Annotated in this window: 22 protein-coding genes, 1 other RNA gene and 2 pseudogenes; 18 read left to right on the top strand and 7 right to left on the bottom strand. The window is 53.9% G+C overall.

Translation table 11 applies throughout. From position 1 onward, the window contains the following. The 3 genes from DFR77_RS14745 to fitB form a co-directional block, all read left to right on the top strand. On the top strand, nucleotides 1-200 hold a 200-nt coding region (locus DFR77_RS14745; protein ID WP_211305725.1), incomplete at its 5' end, for a hypothetical protein. Between the two features lie 67 nt (nucleotides 201-267). Next, nucleotides 268-504, top strand: a complete 237-nt coding sequence (fitA, locus tag DFR77_RS10340; RefSeq protein ID WP_003688410.1) for a type II toxin-antitoxin system antitoxin FitA — start codon at nucleotides 268-270, stop codon at nucleotides 502-504. Then, nucleotides 504-923 (top strand): type II toxin-antitoxin system toxin FitB, encoded by a 420-nt coding sequence (fitB, locus tag DFR77_RS10335; protein ID WP_003691083.1) that lies wholly within the window; start codon nucleotides 504-506, stop codon nucleotides 921-923. The genes fitA and fitB overlap by 1 nt, the downstream gene beginning before the upstream one ends. Before the next feature lie 148 nt (nucleotides 924-1,071). Here fitB and DFR77_RS10330 read toward each other — a convergent pair whose 3' ends face one another. The 3 genes from DFR77_RS10330 to DFR77_RS10320 are packed head-to-tail and all read right to left on the bottom strand — an operon-like array spanning nucleotide 1,072 to nucleotide 4,000. Then, a complete protein-coding gene (locus DFR77_RS10330) occupies nucleotides 1,072-2,526 on the bottom strand; it encodes a LutB/LldF family L-lactate oxidation iron-sulfur protein (protein WP_003688412.1) in 1,455 nt (484 codons plus the stop codon). After that, complete coding sequence (locus DFR77_RS10325) at nucleotides 2,523-3,224, bottom strand: LutC/YkgG family protein (protein WP_003688414.1); 702 nt, start codon at nucleotides 3,222-3,224, stop codon at nucleotides 2,523-2,525. Before DFR77_RS10325 ends, DFR77_RS10330 begins: the two co-directional genes overlap by 4 nt. Next, nucleotides 3,221-4,000, bottom strand: coding sequence for a (Fe-S)-binding protein (locus DFR77_RS10320; protein ID WP_003688416.1), 780 nt, complete (start codon nucleotides 3,998-4,000; stop codon nucleotides 3,221-3,223). The genes DFR77_RS10325 and DFR77_RS10320 overlap by 4 nt, the downstream gene beginning before the upstream one ends. Before the next feature lie 147 nt (nucleotides 4,001-4,147). On the opposite strand from DFR77_RS10320, the gene DFR77_RS10315 reads away from it, so the two are divergent. From DFR77_RS10315 to DFR77_RS10305, 3 genes are all read left to right on the top strand, one after another. After that, nucleotides 4,148-5,689 carry an MDR family MFS transporter gene (locus DFR77_RS10315; protein ID WP_003693283.1) on the top strand — a complete coding sequence of 514 codons (1,542 nt, stop codon included), beginning with the start codon at nucleotides 4,148-4,150 and terminating at the stop codon, nucleotides 5,687-5,689. Nucleotides 5,690-5,800: 111 nt separating this feature from the next. Beyond that, complete coding sequence (locus DFR77_RS10310; RefSeq protein WP_010358244.1) at nucleotides 5,801-7,327, top strand: phospholipase D family protein; 1,527 nt, start codon at nucleotides 5,801-5,803, stop codon at nucleotides 7,325-7,327. Nucleotides 7,328-7,383: 56 nt separating this feature from the next. Next, the gene (locus DFR77_RS10305) at nucleotides 7,384-7,917 is read left to right on the top strand and encodes a C40 family peptidase (RefSeq protein WP_010358242.1); all 534 of its coding nucleotides are present in this window, start codon (nucleotides 7,384-7,386) and stop codon (nucleotides 7,915-7,917) included. A 77-nt stretch (nucleotides 7,918-7,994) separates the two neighbouring features. Here DFR77_RS10305 and aroA read toward each other — a convergent pair whose 3' ends face one another. Further along, complete coding sequence (aroA, locus tag DFR77_RS10300) at nucleotides 7,995-9,296, bottom strand: 3-phosphoshikimate 1-carboxyvinyltransferase (RefSeq protein WP_003697017.1); 1,302 nt, start codon at nucleotides 9,294-9,296, stop codon at nucleotides 7,995-7,997. Here aroA and DFR77_RS14440 point away from each other — a divergent pair. The 5 genes and pseudogenes from DFR77_RS14440 (at nucleotide 9,295) to DFR77_RS10270 (ending at nucleotide 12,377) form a co-directional block, all read left to right on the top strand. Further along, nucleotides 9,295-9,423: a hypothetical protein gene (locus DFR77_RS14440; protein ID WP_003698358.1), complete on the top strand. Its 129-nt coding sequence runs from the start codon at nucleotides 9,295-9,297 to the stop codon at nucleotides 9,421-9,423. The genes aroA and DFR77_RS14440 overlap by 2 nt on opposite strands. 263 nt (nucleotides 9,424-9,686) lie before the next feature. Then, on the top strand, nucleotides 9,687-10,163 hold the full coding sequence (gene greA, locus DFR77_RS10290) for a transcription elongation factor GreA (protein WP_003693280.1): 477 nt from the start codon (nucleotides 9,687-9,689) through the stop codon (nucleotides 10,161-10,163). Between the two features lie 325 nt (nucleotides 10,164-10,488). Beyond that, a pseudogene (locus DFR77_RS10285) lies at nucleotides 10,489-11,632 on the top strand (porin). 258 nt (nucleotides 11,633-11,890) lie between these two features. Further along, the gene (locus tag DFR77_RS14435) at nucleotides 11,891-12,022 is read left to right on the top strand and encodes a hypothetical protein (RefSeq protein ID WP_113852123.1); all 132 of its coding nucleotides are present in this window, start codon (nucleotides 11,891-11,893) and stop codon (nucleotides 12,020-12,022) included. Nucleotides 12,023-12,194: 172 nt separating this feature from the next. Beyond that, nucleotides 12,195-12,377 carry a hypothetical protein gene (locus DFR77_RS10270; protein WP_003688481.1) on the top strand — a complete coding sequence of 61 codons (183 nt, stop codon included), beginning with the start codon at nucleotides 12,195-12,197 and terminating at the stop codon, nucleotides 12,375-12,377. 60 nt (nucleotides 12,378-12,437) lie between these two features. Here the strand turns inward: DFR77_RS10270 and DFR77_RS10265 are convergent, their stop codons facing one another. Together DFR77_RS10265 and DFR77_RS10260 are read right to left on the bottom strand one after the other, a co-directional pair. Then, nucleotides 12,438-13,439, bottom strand: a complete 1,002-nt coding sequence (locus DFR77_RS10265) for a tRNA dihydrouridine synthase (protein WP_003688483.1) — start codon at nucleotides 13,437-13,439, stop codon at nucleotides 12,438-12,440. Nucleotides 13,440-13,515: 76 nt separating this feature from the next. After that, nucleotides 13,516-17,349, bottom strand: a complete 3,834-nt coding sequence (locus DFR77_RS10260) for a DUF3683 domain-containing protein (protein WP_020996835.1) — start codon at nucleotides 17,347-17,349, stop codon at nucleotides 13,516-13,518. A 260-nt stretch (nucleotides 17,350-17,609) separates the two neighbouring features. On the opposite strand from DFR77_RS10260, the gene ffs reads away from it, so the two are divergent. The 7 genes from ffs to DFR77_RS10225 all read left to right on the top strand — a co-directional run bounded on the left by ffs (nucleotide 17,610) and on the right by DFR77_RS10225 (nucleotide 22,893). Next, an RNA gene (gene ffs / locus DFR77_RS10255) (signal recognition particle sRNA small type) lies at nucleotides 17,610-17,706 on the top strand. 222 nt (nucleotides 17,707-17,928) lie between these two features. Further along, the gene (locus tag DFR77_RS10250) at nucleotides 17,929-18,348 is read left to right on the top strand and encodes a hypothetical protein (RefSeq protein WP_003688487.1); all 420 of its coding nucleotides are present in this window, start codon (nucleotides 17,929-17,931) and stop codon (nucleotides 18,346-18,348) included. Nucleotides 18,349-18,444: 96 nt separating this feature from the next. Continuing rightward, nucleotides 18,445-20,136: a D-lactate dehydrogenase gene (dld, locus tag DFR77_RS10245; RefSeq protein ID WP_003704106.1), complete on the top strand. Its 1,692-nt coding sequence runs from the start codon at nucleotides 18,445-18,447 to the stop codon at nucleotides 20,134-20,136. Nucleotides 20,137-20,320: 184 nt separating this feature from the next. After that, on the top strand, nucleotides 20,321-20,692 hold the full coding sequence (locus DFR77_RS10240) for a DUF2628 domain-containing protein (RefSeq protein ID WP_003688492.1): 372 nt from the start codon (nucleotides 20,321-20,323) through the stop codon (nucleotides 20,690-20,692). A gap of 139 nt (nucleotides 20,693-20,831) precedes the next feature. Beyond that, complete coding sequence (locus DFR77_RS10235; protein ID WP_003693276.1) at nucleotides 20,832-21,380, top strand: carboxymuconolactone decarboxylase family protein; 549 nt, start codon at nucleotides 20,832-20,834, stop codon at nucleotides 21,378-21,380. Between the two features lie 133 nt (nucleotides 21,381-21,513). After that, nucleotides 21,514-22,590 carry an acyl-CoA dehydrogenase family protein gene (locus tag DFR77_RS10230; protein ID WP_003693275.1) on the top strand — a complete coding sequence of 359 codons (1,077 nt, stop codon included), beginning with the start codon at nucleotides 21,514-21,516 and terminating at the stop codon, nucleotides 22,588-22,590. Between the two features lie 132 nt (nucleotides 22,591-22,722). Beyond that, nucleotides 22,723-22,893: a rubredoxin gene (locus DFR77_RS10225; RefSeq protein WP_003688501.1), complete on the top strand. Its 171-nt coding sequence runs from the start codon at nucleotides 22,723-22,725 to the stop codon at nucleotides 22,891-22,893. Between the two features lie 26 nt (nucleotides 22,894-22,919). Here DFR77_RS10225 and DFR77_RS14205 read toward each other — a convergent pair. After that, nucleotides 22,920-23,054: pseudogene (locus tag DFR77_RS14205) on the bottom strand (IS630 family transposase); the annotation flags it as partial.

Here is a 23,054-nt window from a genome sequence, read left to right as displayed (position 1 = left end):
AAGTTGAAATTAAAAGGACTGAGCCCTGTTCAGTACAGAATTCAGTCCCTGAAAGCCGCTTGATTAAACTGTCCGACTTTTTGGGGTGCAGTTCAAGAGCGACTGTTTTTTATTTATCAGAAAGAGGGAGGGGAGACGTTTTTTTAGATGTAAAAAAACGCCTGCGGCCACCTGAATTTTCAGGCATCCGCAGGCGTTAAAAAATAGATTGCTATCATTTTTTTATTTTGATAGCATTTGAAAAACTTTTTTCAGGAAGGAAAGGCAATGGCTTCTGTTGTGATTAGAAATTTATCCGAGGCCACGCACAACGCAATCAAATTCCGTGCGCGAGCCGCAGGGCGCAGTACCGAAGCAGAAATCCGCTTAATTTTGGATAACATCGCCAAAGCACAACAAACTGTACGTTTGGGGTCAATGTTGGCATCAATAGGGCAGGAAATCGGAGGTGTTGAGCTGGAAGACGTACGCGGTCGTAATACTGATAACGAGGTTTCTTTGTGATGATTTTGCTGGACACGAATGTGATTTCCGAACCTTTGCGCCCACAACCCAATGAACGTGTGGTGGCATGGTTGGATAGTTTGATATTGGAAGATGTGTATTTGTCTGCCATTACTGTTGCAGAATTGCGTTTGGGTGTGGCGTTGTTGCTCAATGGCAAGAAAAAGAATGTGCTGCACGAACGTTTGGAACAATCCATTTTGCCTTTATTTGCGGGGCGGATTCTGCCTTTTGATGAACCGGTTGCCGCAATCTATGCGCAAATTCGTTCCTATGCCAAAACACATGGCAAAGAGATTGCTGCCGCAGACGGCTATATTGCCGCCACTGCAAAACAGCACAGTTTGACAGTTGCTACGCGTGATACCGGCTCATTTTTTGCGGCCGATGTCGCGGTGTTCAATCCGTGGCACGATTAAAAGACGCTTTTAAGCAGCCTTAATGTCAGGCTGCCTGAAAGCGTCTTAGCATTCCGTTTCATTATTTATTTTTGCGCGTTCAGGCTGCTTTTCAGGCCGTCTGAAGCCCTGTTTTCGGGTTTCAGACGGTATTTTTGCGAACAACTTTTTATGCCTGTTCTTTTTGGCGCATTTTTTCCGCCATCAGTTCGTGCAGGGTTTTCTTCGCCGGTTTCATCGGTACGCGGTTTTGCGTCCAACCCAACTGTTTGCGCGGGGTCAGATTGCGGAACTTGGTGGCTGCCCAACCGAAGGCGCGGTAGGTTTTGCTACCGCTGAAAATACCGTTGAATGTGCGCCACGCCATTTGTTCGCCGAAGGTATGCGATGCGCCTTGCCCTCGGATGGGGTGCGGCACGGTTTCGGTCGGCGAACGTTGTGCTTCAACGCGCAAACGTTGCATTTGTTCGGTAATCGGGATGCGTACCGGACAAACTTCCACGCACGCGCCGCACATCGTGCAGGCGGTCGGCAGGTCGCGGGTGGCATCAAGACCCAACAGGTGCGGGGAAATAATCTCGCCAATCGGACCGGGATAGGTTGTGCCGTATGCCGCGCCGCCGATGCGTGTATAAACCGGGCAATGGTTCATACACGCGCCGCAACGGATACATTGCAGGGTGCGGCGCATTTGGTCTTCGGCATAAGCTTGGCTGCGGCCGTTGTCGAGCAAAACCAAGTGCATTTCCTGCGGACCGTCTAATTCTTCACTGCGGCGCGGGCCGGTAATCATATTGAAATAAGTGGTAATGTTCTGACCGATGGCGGAACGCGGCAGCAGACTGTACAAAGGCGGAACATCAGACAGCTTGGCGACAACTTTTTCAATACCCGTAATGACGATATGTACGGGCGGAACGGTAGTACTCAAGCGGCCGTTGCCTTCGTTTTCGACCAGACACAGCGTGCCCGTTTCGGCAACGGCGAAGTTTACGCCGCTCAAGCCGACATCGGCAGTGCTGTAAATATCGCGCAGGGCTTTGCGGGCGAATCCGGTCAGTTGGTCCACGTCGTCTGTAAGCGGTGTGCCGAGGTTTTGGTGGAACAGTTCGCTGACCTGTTCTTTGGTTTTATGGATTGCGGGCATCACGATATGGGTCGGTTTTTCGCCTGCCATTTGGACGATAAACTCGCCCAAGTCGCTTTCCACCGCCTTAATGCCTTTTGCTTCAAGATAATGGTTCAGCTCGATTTCTTCGCTGACCATGGATTTGCCTTTGACCATCAGCTTGCCGTTTTTGGCTGTGATGATGTCGTGGATAATTTGGCAGGCTTCGGCAGGGGTTTCCGCCCAGTGTACTTTCACGCCCAACTTAGTCAGGTTTTCTTCCAACTGCTCCAGCAGCGCGGGTAATTTGGAGAGGGAACGCTGACGGATGTGTTCGCACAAATCGCGCAGGCTTTGCAACTCTTCTTCGTCGGTCAAAACGGCTTTGCGCTTGGTCATCAGCATATCCATCGCGGTACGCAGGCTTTTACGCAAGGGCTTGTCTTGAAGGGAAATTGCGGCGTTTTGTTTGAAAGTTTCCGGCTTCATGTGGAACTTGATGGTTTGCGTAGTCATGCGTTTTCCTCCAAATCGGCAGGGGAAATGTGGTCGGGCAAAATGGCGAGGATGACCAAATCACGCGGACCGTGCGCACCGTAAGCGAGCGTCAACTGGATGTCTGCGGTTTTGGACGGGCCGGAAATCAGGAATACATTGGTCGGCATACCGTTTTCCACCAGTTTTTCGCCTTCGACGGCGTTGTGAAACTCGTTGTACATCTTGGACGTATCGAACAGGCAGAAATGCACGGGCGGAACGAGGCTCAAAGTACGCGGTTCTTCAGGGCTGGAAAACAGCATCAGCGTGCCGGTGCGGGCGATGCCGCATTGCGCGCCGCTGAAGCCTGCATCGATGTTCGTGAAAAACTCGGTTTTCCAAGTATCGATTTCGCGCTCGAAGGCAATCGGGTCGATATTGCTGCCCGCCAATGCGGCACGGGCAATTTGTCCGTGTTCGGTCGCCAAGGGCAGCAGGATGTTTTTTAAACCCTTGCCTTCTGCCGCTTCGCGGAAAACCTGCATCCAATTGCTTTTCGTCACCCAATAGATTTCGGTTTTGACCGCGCGCATGGCGGCAGCCCAATGTTTCAGACGCTCGGCTTCGCTGTCCCAAGAAACGCCCTTTTCGCGGTAATAATCAAAAACCGCAGGCTCTTCCATCGGCAATGCGCCGGCTTTTTTCAGTTTTGCCAAAATATTTTCGCGCGCGCTCATACTTTGCCTCCGGTGCGTTCCAACAAGAAGGATGCGATATGCTTCGGACGCGGCATATCCGGCTCGTCCTTGGCGATTTTGCCTCCGATGTTCATCATACAGCCGCAGTCCGCGCTGATGATTTCGGTTGCGCCGGTTTCTTTCAGCGCGGCAACTTTGTCGGTTACCATCGCGCCGGAAATATCGGCTTGTTTGACGGAGAATGTGCCGCCGAAGCCGCAACACTCGCTTTCGTGGTCGTGGACGATGCGTTCGACGTTTTCCATACCGTCAATCAACTGCCAGCCTGAAAGATGGACATTCATTTCTCGGCGGGCGGCACAGGAAGTGTGAACGGCGACTTTGACTGGCTCGCCTTTGTCTTCAGGCTTGTAGCCGATGGCAAGCAAGAAATGAGTAAACTCAATGATACGGTTGGCACAATCAACCGCTTTGGATTCGTATTCTGTATTTTTAAACAGGGTAGGCCAGTGATGTTTCATCATGCCGCCGCATGAGCCGGACGGTACGACAATCGGCCAGTTTTCGGGGAAAAGGTCGAGTTGCGCTTTGGCGACATCGAAGGCTTCGGTCGGATGGCCGGATGAATAGGCAGGCTGACCGCAGCAGCTTTGCGCCATCGGGAAATGGACGCGTATGCCCTGCTGCTCGATTAGGGCAATGGCATCCATGCCTGCTTCGGGCATAAAAAGATCAAGGACGCAAGTGCCGAAAAAATAGACATCTGTCGGATTGCTGTCGTATCGGATGATTTTTGGGGGAATGGTTGCGCTCATATTTTTTGATAACGGGAAACCCGTTTTTTCTGTAGAAAGGTAAGCGTTTACTTTAAGTAATTGACCGTTGCGGGTCAAGTCTAATTTTAAAAAATAATCCGGTTTTTCTTACAAACTGCCCCATAACGCTTACTGTACCTTACTCTGATGATTTTCGATAATAATTATCATTACAATGCAATGCCGATTCGTTTGCTTGTGAACATTCAGGATGCCGACTCTGCCGGCATTCAGACAGCATCTGAAAACAATAACGGCACAAGGATGGGGTACAATCACCCTATGGAAAAAAACACCCTGTCCGCCCGCGCACCATCCCCTTGGCTGCCGCTTCTGCTGGCAATTGCCATTTTTATGCAGATGTTGGATGCGACCATTTTAAATACCGCACTGCCCGAAATTGCCGCCGACCTGAACGAATCGCCTCCGGATATGCAACAGGCAGTCGTTGCCTATACGCTGACGGTTGCCCTGCTGATTCCTTTGAGCGGTTATTTGGCGGACAAGTTCGGAACGAAAAAAGTCTTTTTCGGTTCGATTGCCGTTTTTATGCTCGGATCGGCATTGTGCGCCGCATCGGGTTCGCTGTTTGAATTGACGCTTTCCCGTGTCGTTCAGGGGATCGGCGGTTCGATGCTGGTTCCGATACCGCGTCTGACCATCTTGCGTGTATATGAAAAATCGAAGCTGCTCAACGCCATCAATTATGCGGTCATGCCTGCACTGATCGGCCCTGCGTTGGGACCTCTGGCGGGCGGTTATCTGGTCGAATACGCTTCGTGGCACTGGATTTTCCTGCTCAACCTGCCCATCGGTCTGCTGGGTTTCATATTGGGACGCAACATCATGCCCGATGTCAAAGGCAACGATACCGCTCTGGATTTCAAAGGCTATCTGACCTTTTCCGTTGCCGCCTGCCTGCTGCTGCTTGCGGCAGAAAGCCTGTCGCACGCGCTGCCTCCGTATTTTGCACTGTTACCGCTGTGCGGCGGACTGCTGTTTGCACGCCGTTATTTCCGACATATGAAAACCGCGTCCAAACCGATTTATTCCGCCGACCTGTTTCTGATACGCACCTTCCGTTTGGGACTGGCGGGCAATCTGTTCAGCCGTCTCGGCATCAGCTCGATTCCTTTTCTGATGCCCCTGATGTTTCAAGTCGCTTTCGGCTTCGGCGCAAGCCTGTCGGGCTGGCTGGTCGCACCCGTCGCCCTGTCTTCGCTGCTGGTCAAACCGCTGATTGCACCGCTCATGAAACGTTTCGGCTACCGCACGGTACTGCTTTGGAACACCAAGCTGCTTGCCGCCTTCATCATGCTGCTCGCCCTGCCTGACGGAAACTCGCCGCTGTGGATTTGGATTTTCCTCTCGCTGGCGATCGGCGCATGCAACTCCCTACAGTTTTCTGCCATGAACACACTGACCCTCGCCGATTTGCGCCCGCAACAGACCGGCAGCGGCAACAGCCTGATGGCGGTCAACCAACAGCTTGCCATCAGCGTGGGCATTGTTGCCGGCGCATTAATCCTTAAAAACTGGACATTTCTGATACCGGCTTCTTCAGGTCTGCATTTCGCCTTCCGTATGACCCTGCTCAGTATCGGCGGCATCACCCTTGCCTCGTCGTTGGTTTTTAAGCGTCTGCACGTTTCAGACGGTGCAAACCTGACAAGAGGCACGCGGCCTTAACCCCGCATCCCGACAAAACTTTTACCCATTCCAACCTTTAGATTATGATGCTTCATTTCAATGCATACAGACCCCAAAATACAGGCAATGCCGTCTGAAACTATATCCCCGATGAAAACACGCAGCCTCATTTCCCTTTTATGCCTCCTTCTCTGTTCATGTTCTTCATGGTTGCCCCCACTGGAAGAACGGACGGAAAGCCGTCATTTCAATACTTCCAAACCTGTCCTCCTGGACAACATCCTGCAAATCCGGCACACCCCTCATAACAACGGGCTATCCGACATCTACCTGCTCGACGACCCCCACGAAGCCTTTGCCGCCCGCGCCGCCCTTATCGAATCTGCCGAACACAGCCTCGATTTGCAATACTACATTTGGCGCAACGACATTTCCGGCAGGCTGCTGTTCAACCTCATGTACCTTGCCGCAGAACGCGGCGTGCGCGTACGCCTGCTGTTGGACGACAACAACACGCGCGGGTTGGACGATCTCCTGCTCGCCCTCGACAGCCATCCCAATATCGAAGTGCGCCTGTTCAACCCCTTCGTCCTACGCAAATGGCGCGCACTCGGCTACCTGACCGACTTCCCCCGCCTCAACCGCCGCATGCACAACAAATCCTTTACCGCCGACAACCGCGCCACCATACTCGGCGGACGCAATATCGGCGACGAATACTTCAAAGTCGGTGAGGACACCGTTTTCGCCGACCTGGACATCCTCGCCACCGGCAGCGTCGTCGGCGAAGTATCGCACGACTTCGACCGCTACTGGGCAAGCCATTCCGCCCACAACGCCACGCGCATCATCCGCAGCGGCAACATCGGCAAGGGTCTTCAAGCACTCGGATACAACGACGAAACATCCAGACACGCGCTCCTGCGCTACCGCGAAACCGTCGAACAGTCGCCCCTCTACCAAAAAATACAGACGGGACGCATCGACTGGCAGAGCGTCCAAACCCGCCTGATCAGCGACAACCCTGCAAAAGGACTCGACCGCGACCGCCGCAAACCGCCGATTGCCGGGAGGCTGCAAGACGCGCTCAAACAGCCCGAAAAAAGCGTCTATCTGGTTTCACCCTATTTCGTCCCTACAAAATCCGGCACAGACGCACTGGCAAAACTGGTGCAGGACGGCATAGACGTTACCGTCCTGACCAACTCGCTACAGGCGACCGACGTTGCCGCCGTCCATTCCGGCTACGTCAAATACCGAAAACCGCTGCTCAAAGCCGGCATCAAACTCTACGAGCTGCAACCCAACCATGCCGTCCCCGCCACAAAAGACAAAGGCCTGACCGGCAGCTCCGTAACCAGCCTGCATGCCAAAACCTTCATTGTGGACGGCAAACGCATCTTCATCGGCTCATTCAACCTCGACCCCCGTTCCGCACGGCTCAATACCGAAATGGGCGTCGTCATCGAAAGCCCCAAAATCGCAGAACAGATGGAGCGCACCCTCGCCGATACCACACCCGAATACGCCTACCGCGTTACCCTCGACAAACACAACCGCCTGCAATGGCACGATCCCGCCACCCGAAAAACCTACCCGAACGAACCCGAAGCCAAACTTTGGAAACGCATCGCCGCAAAAATCCTATCCCTGCTGCCCATCGAAGGTTTATTATAGAAATGCCGTCTGAAACACCTTCAGACGGCATATCCGAACCCGCAAAGGAAAAAACCATGTTTTCCCCCGACAAAACCCTTTTCCTCTGTCTCGGCGCACTGCTCCTCGCCTCATGCGGCACGACCTCCGGCAAACACCGCCAACCGAAACCCAAACAGACAGTCCGGCAAATCCAAGCCGTCCGCATCAGCCACATCGGCCGCACACAAGGCTCGCAGGAACTCATGCTCCACAGCCTCGGACTCATCGGCACGCCCTACAAATGGGGCGGCAGCAGCACCGCAACCGGCTTCGACTGCAGCGGCATGATTCAATTCGTTTACAAAAACGCCCTCAACGTCAAGCTGCCGCGCACCGCCCGCGACATGGCGGCGGCAAGCCGCAAAATCCCCGACAGCCGCCTCAAGGCCGGCGACCTCGTATTCTTCAACACCGGCGGCGCACACCGCTACTCACACGTCGGACTCTACATCGGCAACGGCGAATTCATCCATGCCCCCGGCAGCGGCAAAACCATCAAAACCGAAAAACTCTCCACACCGTTTTACGCCAAAAACTACCTTGGAGCGCATACGTTTTTTACAGAATGAGCCGCCCGCCGCGCCGGAATCGCGGCAAAATGCCGTCTGAAGCCCTGTTTTCGGGTTTCAGACGGCATTTTGCCGCCTTATTCCGCTGTTTCGGTCAGTGATGAGAACACTTCAAAATAAGTCGGGAAGGTTTTATGGGTGCATTTCGGGTCGTTGATGACGACGGGTACTCCCAACAGCGAAATCAGCGAGAAACACATCGCCATGCGGTGGTCGTCGTAAGTGTCGATGACGGCATCGGGTGTCGGCGTTTCGGGCGGGGTAATGTGAATCGCTTCGGCTTCTTCGACGACTTTTGCACCGAGTTTGCGCAACTCGTTCGCCATTGCGGCGATGCGGTCGGTTTCCTTAACGCGCCACGAACCGATGTTGCGAAGCGTGCAGGTTTGCCTTGTGGCAAGCGCGACGATGGCGAGGGTCATCGCGGCATCGGGGATATGGTTCGCATCCAAATCAAAGGCTTGGACGGCGCGTCCTTTCGGGCGCGAGACTTCGACGAAGTTTTCGCCCCAAACCACGTCCGCACCGATTTTTTCCAGTTCGCGGGCAAAGGCGACATCGCCCTGTATGCTGTTTGCGCCGATGCCGGTAACGCGGACGGGCGTGGCGGCAATCAAACCGGCTGCGAGGAAGTAGGACGCGCCGGAGGCATCGCCTTCGACGTGCAAGTGTTCGGGTGCGTGATAGTGCGCATCGGCAGGGATTTTGAAAACGCGGTAGCCTTCATTGGCAACCTGTACGCCGAATTGCGCCATCAGTTTCAAAGTAATGTCGATATAGGGCTTGGAAATCAACTCGCCGACCATACGGATTTCAAACGCCTGCCCGGTCAGCGGCAGCGCCATCAAGAGGGCGGTCAGAAACTGGCTGGACACATTGCCTTTAATCGGAATCACGCGCTCGCCGCAGTCTTCACGTTTGCCGATATGAAGCGGCGGATAGTGTTCGTTGCCGAGATATTCGACATCGGCGCCGGCAATCCGCAACGCATCGACCAAATCGCCGATGGGGCGTTCGTGCATACGAGGCACGCCGTGCAGATGATAATCGCCGCCCAAAACGGCCAGCGCGGCGGTCAGCGGACGGAACGCCGTGCCCGCGTTGCCCAAAAACAAATCGGCAGAGCGGTTGGGGAAGCGTCCGCCCGTGCCGTGTACTTTCAGACGGCCTTCGGCAAGATGTTCGATTTGAACGCCGAGTTTATCGAGTGCTTCGAGCATACGGTCGGTATCGTCGGATTTGAGCAGGGAATGGATTTCGCAAACATTGTCGGACAGGGCGGCGAGCAGCAGGGTGCGGTTGCTGATGCTTTTGGAGCCGGGCAGGGCGACGGTGGAAGGTTTGAGCGAGGCGGCGGGGAGGCGGACGGATTCGGTCATGGCAAAACGTAAATATAAAGATAAAAACAGCCTGCATTATACTGGTGCAAATGCCGTCTGGAAAATCTCAGGTTTGGCATTTTCGGTTTTAAAGTACGTGAATTTGGTTTTTTATGCCGAAAATTGATTTTTTTTAAATTTTTTGTTTCTAAAATTTTTTTGCCGGCATATTTTCGGCTTTTGTTGCGGACATAGCGCGTTTGCCGGCGGCACGGCACGATTGCCAATTTCATAGAATTTGGTAGAATAGCCGCTGTTCAACGACAGACAAGCCGCCGATTTTCCGGGCGGCTTGTATTTTTATTTTAATATCCGGACGCACAAAACAAGACGGTACGCGGTATGCTTGCCGCCGCAAACCGGTGTGCCGGAATATGGAGAAAAAGACCGATGCAAAAAATCCCCCTGACCGTACGCGGTGCGGAATTGCTGAAACAGGAATTGCAGCAGCTCAAAAGCGTGGCGCGTCCCGAAGTGATCGAAGCGATTGCCGAAGCCAGATCGCACGGCGATTTGTCCGAAAACGCCGAATACGAAGCCGCCAAAGAACGCCAAGGTTTTATCGAGGGCCGCATTTCCGAGTTGGAACACAAACTTTCCGTTGCCCACATCATCAATCCGGCCGAAATCCACGCCGAAGGCAAAATCGTGTTCGGTACGACGGTTACGCTGGAAGATTTGGAAACGGAAGAACACGTTACCTATCAAATTGTCGGCGAAGACGAAGCCGACATCAAACAGGGCAAAATCTATGTCGGCTCTCCGATTGCCCGCGCCCTGATCGGCAAGGAAGAAGGGGATACGGCGGAAGTTCAGGCACCGGGCGGCGTACGCGAATACGGCATTATCGAAGTCCGGTATATTTGATTCGGCTTGATTTCGATACACTCGACACACGCAGGAAATTAAAGCACCGCGTGTGTTTTTTTATGGTGTTTTAAAAAACGAGACGGCATCCGGGTCTGCGCCGCATCGGCTTTGACAAGGTCTGTATTTAAATCATGTTGCGGGAAAGCAACATTTTCAAAAAAGTTAATTTATTGTTTTATATTGAAATATTATTTTTCAAAATAAAAATCCCAAAATTTACCCGAAATTTGTTCCGAAAAATGGTTTTTTTTCGGGGGGGGTAATTGGAGACTGATTGGGTGTTTGCCCGATGTTTTTAGCAAATTTACAAAAGGAAGCCGATATGCGAAAAAAACTTACCGCCCTCGTATTGTCCGCACTGCCGTTTGCGGCAGTTGCCGATGTCGGCCTGTACGGCGAAGTCAAAGCTGGTGTGGAAGGCAGGAACATCCGGCTGCAGTTGACCGAGCCACCCTCAGAAGGTCAAACGGGCAATACAGTTACTAAGGCCAAAAGCCGCATCAGGACGAAAGTCAGTGATTTCGGCTCGTTTATCGGCTTTAAGGGGGTGGGGATTTGGGCGGCGGGCTGAAGGCTGTTTGGCAGCTCGAGCAAGACGTATCCGTTGCCGGCGGCGGCGCGACCCGTTGGGGTAACAGGGAATCCTTTATCGGCTTGGCAGGCGAATTCGGCACGGCGCTCGCCGGTCGCGTTGCGAATCCGTTTGGCGATGCCAGCAAAGCCATTGATCCTTGGGACAGCAATAATAATGTGGCTTCGCAATTGGGTATTTTCAAACGCCACGACGGTATGCCGGTTTCCGTGCGTTACGATTCCCCCGGATTTTCCGGTTTCAGCGGCAGCATTCAATTTGTTCCGAGTCAAAACAGCAAGTCCGCCTATACGCCTGCTACTTTCACGCTGGAAAGTAATCAGATGAAACCAGTTCCGGCTGTTGTCGGCAAGCCGGGGTCGGATGTGTATTATGCCGGTCTGAATTACAAAAATGGCGGCTTTTTCGGAAATTATGCCCTTAAATATGCGAAACACGCCAATGAGGGGCATGATGCTTTCTTTTTGTTCTTGCTCGGCAGAGCGAGTGATACCGATCCATTGAAAAACCATCAGGTACACCGCCTGACGGGCGGCTATGAGGAAGCGGCTTGAATCTCGCCTTGGCGGCTCAGTTGGATTTGTCTGAAAATGCCGACAAAACCAAAAACAGTACGACCGAAATTGCCGCCACTGCTTCCTACCGCTTCGGTAATACAGTCCCGCGCATCAGCTATGCCCATGGTTTCGACTTTGTCGAACGCAGTCAGAAACGCGAACATACCAGCTATGATCAAATCATCGCCGGTGTCGATTACGATTTTTCCAAGCGCACTTCCGCCATCATGTCTGCCGCTTGGCTGAAACGAAATACCGGCATCGGCAACTACACTCAAATTAATGCCGCCTCCGTTGGTCTGCGCCACAAATTCTAAATATCGGGGCGGTGAAGCGGATAGCTTTGTTTTTGATGGCTTGCCTTCATTCTTCGATTGCAATCTGACTGCCAATCTGCTTCAGCCCCAAACAAAAATCCGGATACGGAAGAAAAGCGGCAATAAAGATAGCAAATCCCGTCTGAAGCCCTGATTGGGCTTCAGACGGGATTTCGCATACGGCTTCCCTTTTCAGATTCGGATTAAACATGCTATATTAATGAATCTTTCAAACCGTTTTCCAAATGAGGTAAGGAAATGAGCCAAACCGCGAAAATCAAACTCAACGACCGGCCCGAAAATGCAGAAAAACCAAACGAAAAAGTCGAACTGCCCATTGTCGATAACGACAAAAAAGGCGGACACGGCGAAGGCGGTTGCTGCGGCTGATACGTTTTTCGGCAAAGCAGGGCATCTGAAAAGTTTCGCAAAATTTTCAGGTGCCCTTTTTTGTTTTCAAGGTAAATGAATGAAATACTGCGGTCAGAAGATTTATTTGCTCGTGCGCTTGTGATAAATTCGGCACTGTATTTGATATGATTTTAACAAATTTGGAGGGGCAATGTTTTGGTATGTAATCGGCTTTTGCGCCTTTGTCGTCGCGCTGCTGTCGCTGTGGGTCAATGCCGGCGCGTTCGGTATGCAGGAAGACGATACCCCGCAATCGGATTATGAAAAACGTTTGGGTTTGGGGGCGAAACTGAAAAACAAAAATACACCGAAAGCAGGGGAAAAACGGCAATAAAGATAACAAATGCCGTCTGAAAGGTTTTCAGACGGCATTTGCTTTGAAGCGCGGGAGACATCAAACATCCATCTCATGCTCAAATGCGTTCAGGATTCGGCGCACTTCATCCGCATCTTTAACCGTTCGGACGCGGTCGAACAGCGTTTGCGCCGGGTCGAACGTTTTTTTCATCATGCCCAGCCATTGCTTAAGACGGGCGATCGGGTATTTGTTGTTTGCCTCTTTTGTCAGGCACAGCTCGAAAAACTGCCCTATCCATGTGGAAACTTCGGCAAAATCCGTGTCTTTGACCGGTCCGCCGTTCTCGTATTGCTTGATTTGGCGCGCCAAATCGGGGCGGATGACCGCACCGCGACCGAGCATCACGCTGTTGCAGCCGCTGATTGTTTTGATGCCGATATAGTCCTGCAGGCTGAAAACGTCGCCGTTGGCGGTAACGGGAATATTGACGGTATCGTGGATTTTCCTTATCCATTCCCAATGCGCCGGGGGTTCGTAGCCCTCGGCTTTGGTGCGCGCGTGCACGGTCAGTCCGCACGCGCCCCCTTCGGCAATCGCACAGGCGCATTCCAAAGCAGGGCTTTTGTCTTCATAGCCTAGCCGCATTTTCCCCGTCAGCGGAATATGTGCAGGCAAACGTCCGCGCAGCGTTTTGACGATGTGGAATATCAGTTCCGGCTCTTTCAGAAGAATTGCGCCGCCTTTGTGTTTGTTGACGGTGGGCGCGGGGCAGCCGAAGTTCAAATCGATTTTGTCCGCGCCGAATCGGACGGCTTCCAATGCGTTTGCCGCCATATTGTCCGCATCGCTGCCCAGAAGTTGGACGGTGCAGGGCGTGCCGGAAAACGTTTTGTTTCCGTTGGCGATTTCGGGGACATATTTTAACCATATGGATCGTGAATGCACGGTATGGGTAATGCGTACAAATTCGCTGACGCATTCGTCGTAGCCGCCGATACGTGTCAGCAGGTCGCGCATCACATCGTCTACCAGCCCCCGCATGGGGGCTGGTATGATTCTGGTTTTTTGTTTGGGTTCGGTTGTTTGTCCGTCAATCATGATTCGGGTAGGTATTTGATTCAAACAATGCCGTCTGAAGGCTTTCGGCGTTCAGACGGCATTTCCGTGTCCGTTGTTATAGCAACACTTTCTCTACGCCGCCGTTGTTGGCTTTTTTTACAAACTCATCCAGCCAGTTTTCGCCGAGGATGTGTTTCGCCATTTCAATGACGATGTAGTCGGCAGGCATATTGTTGTCGTCGGAATAGCGGCTCAGTCCTTGCAGGCAGGCGGGGCAGGAGGTCAGCATTTTGACGGGTTCGCCCTGCGGCAGCTCTTTGAGGTTTTTCTCGATTTCCTCTTGTTTGCGGAACTTGACCTGTGTGGCGATGTCGGGGCGTTTGACGGCGAACATACCGGATTCGCCGCAGCAGCGGTCGCTTAAAACGACTTTCTGCCCCATCAGGCTGCTGGCCATTTGGGTGGCGTTCATGGTTTTAATCGGGGTGTGGCAGGGGTCGTGGTAGAGGTATTGCTGACCTTTCACGCCGTCGAGTTTCACGCCTTTTTCGAGCAGGTATTCGTGGATGTCGATGATGCGGCAGCCGGGGAAGATTTCCTCGAAGCGGTATTTTTCAAGCTGGTCGTAACAAGTGCCGCAACTGACGACGACGGTTTTGATGTCGAGGTAGTTGAGGGTGTTCGCCATACGGTGGAAGGCGACGCGGTTGTTGGTGCTCATTTCTTCGGCTTTTGCCTTGTTGCCGCCAGCGTCTTGCGGATAGCCGCAACACATATAGCCGGGCGGCAGGACGGTTTGTACGCCGACGTGCCAGAGCATGGCTTGGACGGCGAGTCCGATTTGGCTGAACAAACGCTCCGAACCGCAGCCGGGGAAGTAGAACACGGCTTCGGCATCTTCGGGCGCGGCGGGGTTGTGGATGATGGGGATGCTTTTGCCGTCTTCGATGCCCAATAAGGAGCGCGGTGTTTTGGCGGGTACGCTTTTGGGCAGTGGGCGGTTGATGAAATGGATAACCTGTTCTTTAATCGGGGCTTTGCCGACGGTTGCCTTGGGTTCGGCTTTTTGCTTTTTCGTGCCGATCGGAAGAAGCTTGCCGATTTTGTAGGCAAAGTTCTGCGCGGGGAAGCCGGTCTGTATCATCGCGGCGCGCAGGGCTTTGATGGTTTTCGGACCGGTGGCGTTCAAAAACGCCATACCCATTGAAGCCGCAGGCGCAAAGCGTTTGTGGCCGGAATCGGCAAGGTAGTTGCGGACGGCTACGGTAACGTCGCCGAAGTCGATGTTGACGGGGCAGGGTTTGACGCAGCGGTGGCACACGGTGCAGTGGTCGCCGATGTCCATCAGTTCTTCAAAATGTTTGACGGAAACGCCGCGCCGGGTTTGTTCTTCGTATAAGAAGGCCTCGGTCAGCAAACCCACGCCGAGGATTTTGTTGCGCGGGCTGTACAGCAGGTTGGCGCGCGGAACGTGGGTGGAGCAGACGGGTTTACATTTGCCGCAGCGCAGGCAGTCTTTGACGGAATCGGCAATCGTGCCGAGGTCTGATTTTTCCATAATCAGCGATTCCGCGCCCAACAGCTCGAAAGACGGCGTGTAGGCGTTGCGTAAGTCCGAACCTTTCATCAGTTTGTGGCGGTTGAAGGTGTGCTTGGGGTCGACTTGGTTTTTGTAGTTCCAAAACGGTTGCAAATCTTCATCGGTGAGGAATTCGAGCTTGGTGATGCCGATGCCGTGTTCGCCGGAAATCACGCCGCCGAGCGAACGGGCGATTTTCATAATGCGTTCCACAGAACGGTAGGCCGTCTGAAGCATTTCGGCATCGTCTGAGTTGACCGGAATATTGGTGTGGACGTTACCGTCGCCGGCATGCATATGCAGGGCGACAAAGACGCGGCTGCGTACGGTTTTGGCGTGGATTTTGCCCAAGCCTTGGATAATTTTGGTATCGGTTTTGCCGCTGAAGATTTCGGCAAGCGGCTTCATTACGTCTGCTTTGACAGACACGCGCAGGCGGAAATCGCGGAAGGCGGTGAAGCAGCTTTCATCGTCTTTGGCTTCGGGCGCGGCGTGGACGGCTGTACCGTAGCGTGATTTGTAGTCGGCAAGCGGCGCATCCAAATGGGCGAGCAGCCAGTCCCAACGCGCTTTGACGGCGGCAACGTGGGCGAGGGCGTGTTTGCCGCGTTCGCCCAACAGTTCGGCGGTCGGCAGGTCGGTGCCCATTTTGTCGATGGGGAGTTTGCCCGAAAGATATTGCTCCAAAGCGGCACAGAGTTTGAGTTTGTTTTGGATGGAAAGCTCGATGTTGATGCGTTCGATGCCGTCCGAATACTCGCCCAGCCTCTCCAGCGGAATCACCACGTCTTCGTTGATTTTAAAGGCGTTGGTGTGTTTGGCGATGGCGGCGGTGCGGCTGCGGTCGAGCCAAAAGGTTTTGCGCGCTTCGGGCGATACGGCGATAAAGCCTTCGCCGTCACGGGCGCGGGCAAGTTCGCAGATGTGTTCGGCGGCTGCCTCTACGGCGGCTTCGTCGTCTGAAACCACGTCCGCCAGCAAGACCATTTTCGGTCGTCCTTTGCCCGCCGCTTTGGTGGCGTAGCCGACGGCGCGGACATAACGCCAGTCCAAATGCTCCAAACCCGCCAGCCGCACGCTGTCGTGTGCGAGCAGAAAATCGCGGATTTCGACGATAGAAGGCGTGGCGGTGGCGGCCGTGCCGAAAAACTCCATACACACGGTGCGCGTGTATTTCGGCATTTTGTGCAATACGAAGGCAACGCCGGTAATGATGCCGTCCGTACCTTCTTTCTGCACGCCGGGCAGTCCGCTCAAAAATTTGTCGGTAACGTCTTTGCCCAAACCGACTTTGCGGAATTTGTGTCCGGGGATTTCCAAGCGTTCGGTTTTAACGATGTTGATGCCGTCTGAATCCAGCGTGTGCACGTCGAACACGGCAGTTTCTTCGTCGTGGATTTTGCCGAAATTGTGGCGCACGCGTTCGATACGCAGCCATTCGCCTTGAGGGTTAACCATGTTCCAGTAGGCGAGGTTGTCCAAGGCAGTACCCCACAATACGGCTTTTTTACCGCCCGCATTCATCGCCACATTACCACCCACGCAGGACGCGTCGGCGGAAGTCGGATCGACGGCGAACACCAAGCCCGCCTGATGCGCGGTTTCTTCCACCCGCCGCGTAACCACGCCCGCGCCGCACCGGATAATCGGATGTCTGCCGTACAAGCCTGCCAGCTCAACGTATTCGACGCTGCGATGCTTGTCGAGTTTTTCGGTATTGATGACTGCGCTGTTTGCGTCCAAAGGTACCGCGCCGCCGGTATAACCCGTACCGCCGCCGCGCGGGATAATGACCAAATCCAGCTCGATTAAGGCGCGCACCAAAGGCGCGACTTCCGCCTCCGTGTCGGGATTGACGACGACAAACGGATATTCGACGCGCCAGTCGGTCGCATCGGTAACGTGTGTTACCCGCGCCAGCCCGTCAAACATAATATTGTGCGGCTTGGTAATTTTGCTCAAACGCTCCAAAATCTGCCGCCGCTTTTGGCGCGTTTCGTCAAAGCTGCCGTCAAAACGCTCCACTGCCTTTTCCGCCGCCGCAATCAACACATCCGCTTGCTGATTATCGTCGCGGCGTTTGCGGATTTCGTTCAACCTGTGGCGCATTTCCCGCACCAGCGCGGCGCGGCGTTTCGGATGCTCCAGCAAATCATCGACCAGATACGGATTGCGTACGACCACCCAAATATCGCCCAACACTTCAAACAGCATCCGTGCCGAACGCCCGGTTTTGCGCTGTCCGCGCAAGTCCTGCAGAATGTGCCACGCCTCGTCGCCCAGCAGGCGGATGACGATTTCGCGGTCGGTGTAGGAAGTATAGTTGTAGGGGATTTCCCGAATACGCTGCGGGGCGGTAGTCGTGGTCATGGTGTGTCCGTGTTTGGCAGTTTTTATTTGAATGCCGTTTGAAAAGTCGGTTTCAGCCGGGTTTGAAAAGGCGATAATGTAGTTCAATTTTTGATATTTTTCAATGCCGAAACAGGAAATACCCTTATAGAAACAAAATAACGCTTTGAGAAATTGTTGACAATATTATCAAATATAAATTTTAGGCGGTGTTTCCGGCGTATGACCGTATCAAAACGGTTGAGTTTTTCAGAAAACCCGTTATAATGCCGTTTCTCTGAGGCGGGTCTCCCCGCATGGCAAATCGGAACACCGGGTCAGGGGCGGAAGCCAGCAGCCCACTCCGATGCGCCAGTGCCGGGGGTTTGGCCCGCCGCCTTATTTGAAACGCCGGAGCTTCGATGTTCCGGCGTTCCCGTATCGCACCGATGCCGTCTGAAAGCCGTTCAGACGGCATTTCCTTTACTTTGCCATAACGCATCATTACAATGTATCCATACAGGCCAATGAAGAACCGGCTTCATAAAAATGGAAGTATGGTTCAATTTCAAGTTATATGACGAACAGGGCGGTTTGATTAAAGACTAAAGGAGTAGGCAAATGAAAAAACTTCTAATGATAACCCTCACCGGTATGCTTGCAGCTTGTTCAACAGGTGTCAATGTCGGCCGGTTGATGGTTGAAATGCCGCAGGGAGAACGCTCTGTTGTCGTGCAGGTTCCCGCGACGAATAACCCGCTTTCCGATGCGGTGGCTGTCGGAATGATTAAAACATCCGGATCGCCTTCGGCATCAAATATGATTGAAATGCTCGGCGCGGACAATATCAACGTCGGCGTGGCGGGAGGCAGCCAAATGTTTAATAAGGCGACCGCACTTTATTCCTTAAACCATGCAAAGAAAGTCGGAAATAATGTCAGTGTCTATATGACGGGCGATAGCGAAAGCGACAAGGCCGATTTGGAAAACGCGGCAAATGCCAAAAATATTAAATTACATTATTTCTTTAACCAAAAATAATTTGCAGCGTGCAACTTGCCGCACCAAAATATCCAAATTGAACATACGGCGGCGTACCGGGATTTGCGCCGCCGCTTATCCCGATAGGAGAGTGTTATGAACGCCTCGCAATTAATCGGCAGCCTGACCCAAACCGTAGGCGAAAAATACATCATCACCGACCCCGCGAAAACCGAACAATACCGCCAAGGCTACCGTTTCGGCGAAGGCAAGGCGTTGGCGGTGGTGCGCCCGGGAAGCATTTTGGAAATGTGGAAAATTCTGCAGGCCTGCGTCGAAGCGGACGTGATTGTGATTACGCAGGCGGCGAATACCGGACTGACCGGCGGTTCGACCCCCGACGGCAACGATTACGACCGCGACATCGTGATTGTGAACACCATGCGGATGAACATCATCCAAACCATCAACAACAACGAACAAGTCGTCTGCCTGCCCGGCTCGACCCTGAACCAGCTTGAACTGCTGCTGAAACCTTTGGGACGAGAACCGCATTCGGTCATCGGCTCTTCTTGCATCGGCGCGTCCGTTTTAGGCGGCGTGTGCAACAACTCCGGCGGCGCGTTGGTACAGCGCGGCCCGGCCTACACCGAAATGGCGTTGTTCGCCCAAATCAACGAAGAGGGCAGGTTGGAACTGGTCAACCACTTGGGCATAGACTTGGGCGACATGCCCGAAGAAATCCTGACCAACCTGCAAGGTCATCATTATCAGAAAAAAGACATCAAACAAGACGCGGGCAAAGGACATGACCACGCCTATTGCGAACACGTCCGCCAAGTGGACGAACCGACCGCCGCGCGTTTCAATGCCGACCCCGCCCGCCATTACGAAGCCTCGGGCTGCGCGGGCAAGCTGATGGTTTTTGCCGTCCGTTTGGACACCTTCCCGCAAGAAAAACAAACCGCCGTGTTCTACATCGGCACGAACGACATCAACGAGCTGACCGACATCCGCCGCGCCGCCTTGGGCGAATTTGAAAGCCTGCCCGTTTCCGGCGAATACATCCACCGCCACGCTTTCGACATTGCCGACGTGTACGGCAAAGACACGTTCTACGTCATCAAAAAATTCGGTACGCACCAACTGCCGAAATTATTTGACTTGAAGGCGCGCGTGGACAGGTTCGGCAAAAAAGTCAGCTTCCTGCCCAAACATTTTTCCGACAAGGCAATGCAGTTCGTCAGCAAATTCCTGCCCGACCACCTGCCCAAATCCATGCGCGATTACCGCGACAAATACGAACACCACCTGATTCTGAAAATGGGCGGAAAAGGCGTGGATGAGGCGCGCGCGTTCTTAAAAGAATATTTTTCACACCACGGCGGCGCGTTTTTCGAATGCAACGCCGAAGAAACCCAAGCCGCCATGCTGCACCGTTTCGCCGTCGCCTCCGCCGCCATCCGCTACCGTTCCGTGCACGACGACGAAGTGGAGGACTTGGTCGCGCTGGATATCGCCCTGCGCCGCGACGACCGCGACTGGTTTGAAAAACTGCCGCCGGAAATCGACAATAAAATCATCCATAAATTGTATTACGGGCATTTTATGTGCCACGTTTTCCATCAGGATTACATCATCAAAAAAGGCAACGACTGTATGGCGTTGGAACACGAAATGCTGCATCTCTTAGACCAACGCGGCGCGCAATATCCCGCCGAACACAACGTCGGCCATTTGTATGAAGCCAAGCCCGCGCTCAAACAGTTTTACCGCAAACTCGACCCGACCAACAGCTTCAACCCGGGTATCGGCAAAACCAGCAAAAAGAAAAACTGGGCGGAATAAGCGCGTCCGCTTTGAAGGCAGGCAATGCCGTCTGAAGGCAAAACACCGTTCAGACGGCATTGTCGGATCTGTCTTCCCCGACGGGCATGTTCAAGCCGTATGTCTGCACACGGGCGCGCGTCTCACAAATAAAGTCTGATCCTACCTTCCCAAAGGGCAGGGTTTCAACCGAAAAGGAAACACGATGAAACCATACAAAATCTACACCCATCCCGCCCTGCCGCCCCAAGCCGTCAAACAAGGCTGGTCGTGGCCGGGTCTTTTGTTCGGCACGCTGTGGGCGTGTTTCAAAAGAATGTGGGGTTTGGGGCTGGGGATGACGGGCGCGATGTTCGTGTTGGCGGTGTTTGCCCAACTGGTTTACGGCGACACGCCCGCCACAGACTCGGCGTTTAACGTATTGGGCTTGGCGGTTTCCGTCTGGTTCGGCGCAAAGGGCAACAGCCTTTATGCACGCCACCTTTTATCGCGCGGCTATACCGAATTGCCCGAAACAGTCGAAGCCGCCAACCCCCAAGCCGCATTGGCGCAATATTTCGGACGCGGGGGCGGGTAGGCGTGTTTCCCGGCAATGCCGTCTGAAAGGCTTCAGGCGGCATTTCTTATAACTTTTTGTTTGTGGCACAGTCTTTCCTATTCCGTTCCGAAATGCGTACCATGCGCCCGTCCCCAATATTTGCGAACAAGGAAAGAAAATGGCACGTTTAACCGTACACACCCTCGAAACCGCCCCCGAAGCCGCCAAACCGCGCGTAGAGGCCGTACTCAAAAACAACGGCTTTATCCCCAACCTCATCGGCGTATTGGCAAACGCCCCCGAAGCCTTGGCGTTTTACCAAGAAGTCGGCAAGCTCAACGCCGCCAACAGCCTGACCGCCGGCGAAGTCGAAGTCATCCAGATCATTGCCGCACGCACCAACCAATGCAGCTTCTGCGTGGCAGGGCACACCAAACTCGCAACCCTGAAAAAACTCCTGTCCGAGCAATCCCTCAATGCCGCCCGCGCTTTGGCGGCAGGTGAATTTGACGATGCCAAACTCGGCGCGCTTGCCGCCTTTACCCAAGCCGTAATGGCGAAAAAAGGCGCAGTATCCGACGACGAACTCAAAGCATTTTTCGATGCGGGCTACAACCGGCAGCAGGCAGTCGAAGTCGTAATGGGCGTAGCCTTGGCAACTTTGTGCAACTACGCCAACAACCTCGCCCAAACCGAAATCAACCCCAAATTGCAGGCATACGCCTAAGCAAACAAAACCGCCTGAATGCAGGCGGTTTTTCAAAAACACCCCCTCAACAAAAACAAGCCGCCAAGCGGCAGGAAAAGCAGCCGCGCATCAGGCGCGCCCCCGATTCCCCCGTAAACCTTAAGGAACAAAGATGAACGCCCAAACCCTGCTTGCCAACGTTGCCGAACTCGTCAAAACCAAGCTCAAACCCCTCGTCGACGACATCGACCGCAAAGGATACTACCCCGAAGCATTTATGCGCGAACTCGGCGCAATCGGCGCAGTCGGTATAGAAGCCGAAGGCGGCAACGGCTTAGGCTTGGCAACACGAATCGCCGTCTTGCGCGAAATCGGCAAAGAATGCGGCGCGACCTCCTTCAGCGCGTGGTGTCAGGCGGCTTGCGCGTGGTATCTGCACCAAACGCCCAACCGGGTCGTCAAAGAAAAATACCTCGCCGACATCCTGCAAGGCAAAGTATTGGCGGGCATGTCCAATACCGTCAAACACCTTGCCGGCATTGAAAAACACAACCTTCAAGCCGAGTGCGTGGAGGGCGGTTATACAGTCAACGGTGCGCTGCCGTGGGTGTCCAACATCGGCGAAGACCACATTTGGGCGAATACCGCCCAAATCGGCGGCGGCTACGTCATGTTCATCACAGGCGGGCAAAGGGAAGGCGTAAGCCTGCAAAACTGCCCCGAATTTTGCGCCCTCGAAGGCACGCACACCTTCAGCCTGAATTTCAAAGACGTATTTATTCCCGACGAAGACATCATCGCCGCGCCCGAACAGTTTGCCGGCTACATCCAAAGCATCAAAGCAGGCTTCATCCTCCTGCAAATCGGTATCGGCGCGGGCGTGATTGACGGCAGCCTCGGCATCATCCGCCTCGTCAACGTCGTCAACGCCGAAGTCAACAGCTATCTCGACGACGGCTACGACAGCCTCAAAGCAAGGCTGGACGGCGCGTGGGCAGAAACCGAACGGCTCGCCGGATTGGCGTGGGACAACACGCCCGACAACCTCGCCACCCTCAAGCTGCGCGAAGCCGCCGCCGTACTGGCCCTTGCCGCTGCGCAATCCGCCGCCCTGCATTCCGGCGCGAAAGGCTACCTGATGCGGAGTCCCGCCCAAAGGCGCGTCGGCGAAGCGATGTTTGTCGCCATCGTAACCCCCGCAATCAAACACCTCTGCAAAGAAATAGCAGCAATCGAAGCCGCAAAATAAACAGGCGGAAAATGCCGTCTGAAGCACAAACCGTCCAAGGCGGGACAGATGCGGCGGCACGCTTCAGACGGCATCCGAACCAAACCCCGGCGGCCCGCTGCAAAAAAGCACGGTACAAACAAGGAAACACAAATGGCTCAATATATGTGCGGCCCCTGCGGCTGGATTTACGATGAAGAACTCGGCGACCCGGAACACGGCATCGCCCCCGGGACAAAGTTTGAAGACATCCCCGACGACTGGAAATGCCCCGAATGCGGCGTGGGCAAAGAAGATTTCTACCTGTTGGATTTCGTGATATAGCGGCAGCCGCACCCCTTGGAAAATCCCTCGGCGTGTTCCGCAGATAAGCGCCGGTATCTTTTCCCACTTATCCGCGCTTTCGCCATTTGCCCTTTCAGGCTGCGGGCATAGGGGCGGAACAGGCGGCGGTCGAATCCTGTTTCATCCGGACAAACGCGTTG

The organism is Neisseria gonorrhoeae (genome assembly GCF_003315235.1).
Classification (GTDB): Bacteria; Pseudomonadota; Gammaproteobacteria; order Burkholderiales; family Neisseriaceae; genus Neisseria; species Neisseria gonorrhoeae.
This window is presented reverse-complemented; position numbering and strand designations above follow the sequence as displayed.

Coding starts and splice junctions, on each gene's coding strand:
- fitA (WP_003688410.1), top strand. CDS start 268: ATGGCTTCTGTTGTGATTAGAAATTTATCCGAGGCCACGCACAACGCA.
- fitB (WP_003691083.1), top strand. CDS start 504: ATGATTTTGCTGGACACGAATGTGATTTCCGAACCTTTGCGCCCACAA.
- DFR77_RS10330 (WP_003688412.1), bottom strand. CDS start 2,526: ATGACTACGCAAACCATCAAGTTCCACATGAAGCCGGAAACTTTCAAA.
- DFR77_RS10325 (WP_003688414.1), bottom strand. CDS start 3,224: ATGAGCGCGCGCGAAAATATTTTGGCAAAACTGAAAAAAGCCGGCGCA.
- DFR77_RS10320 (WP_003688416.1), bottom strand. CDS start 4,000: ATGAGCGCAACCATTCCCCCAAAAATCATCCGATACGACAGCAATCCG.
- DFR77_RS10315 (WP_003693283.1), top strand. CDS start 4,148: ATGATTTTCGATAATAATTATCATTACAATGCAATGCCGATTCGTTTG.
- DFR77_RS10310 (WP_010358244.1), top strand. CDS start 5,801: ATGAAAACACGCAGCCTCATTTCCCTTTTATGCCTCCTTCTCTGTTCA.
- DFR77_RS10305 (WP_010358242.1), top strand. CDS start 7,384: ATGTTTTCCCCCGACAAAACCCTTTTCCTCTGTCTCGGCGCACTGCTC.
- DFR77_RS14440 (WP_003698358.1), top strand. CDS start 9,295: ATGGCAAAACGTAAATATAAAGATAAAAACAGCCTGCATTATACTGGT.
- aroA (WP_003697017.1), bottom strand. CDS start 9,296: ATGACCGAATCCGTCCGCCTCCCCGCCGCCTCGCTCAAACCTTCCACC.
- greA (WP_003693280.1), top strand. CDS start 9,687: ATGCAAAAAATCCCCCTGACCGTACGCGGTGCGGAATTGCTGAAACAG.
- DFR77_RS14435 (WP_113852123.1), top strand. CDS start 11,891: ATGAGCCAAACCGCGAAAATCAAACTCAACGACCGGCCCGAAAATGCA.
- DFR77_RS10270 (WP_003688481.1), top strand. CDS start 12,195: ATGTTTTGGTATGTAATCGGCTTTTGCGCCTTTGTCGTCGCGCTGCTG.
- DFR77_RS10265 (WP_003688483.1), bottom strand. CDS start 13,439: ATGATTGACGGACAAACAACCGAACCCAAACAAAAAACCAGAATCATA.
- DFR77_RS10260 (WP_020996835.1), bottom strand. CDS start 17,349: ATGACCACGACTACCGCCCCGCAGCGTATTCGGGAAATCCCCTACAAC.
- DFR77_RS10250 (WP_003688487.1), top strand. CDS start 17,929: ATGAAAAAACTTCTAATGATAACCCTCACCGGTATGCTTGCAGCTTGT.
- dld (WP_003704106.1), top strand. CDS start 18,445: ATGAACGCCTCGCAATTAATCGGCAGCCTGACCCAAACCGTAGGCGAA.
- DFR77_RS10240 (WP_003688492.1), top strand. CDS start 20,321: ATGAAACCATACAAAATCTACACCCATCCCGCCCTGCCGCCCCAAGCC.
- DFR77_RS10235 (WP_003693276.1), top strand. CDS start 20,832: ATGGCACGTTTAACCGTACACACCCTCGAAACCGCCCCCGAAGCCGCC.
- DFR77_RS10230 (WP_003693275.1), top strand. CDS start 21,514: ATGAACGCCCAAACCCTGCTTGCCAACGTTGCCGAACTCGTCAAAACC.
- DFR77_RS10225 (WP_003688501.1), top strand. CDS start 22,723: ATGGCTCAATATATGTGCGGCCCCTGCGGCTGGATTTACGATGAAGAA.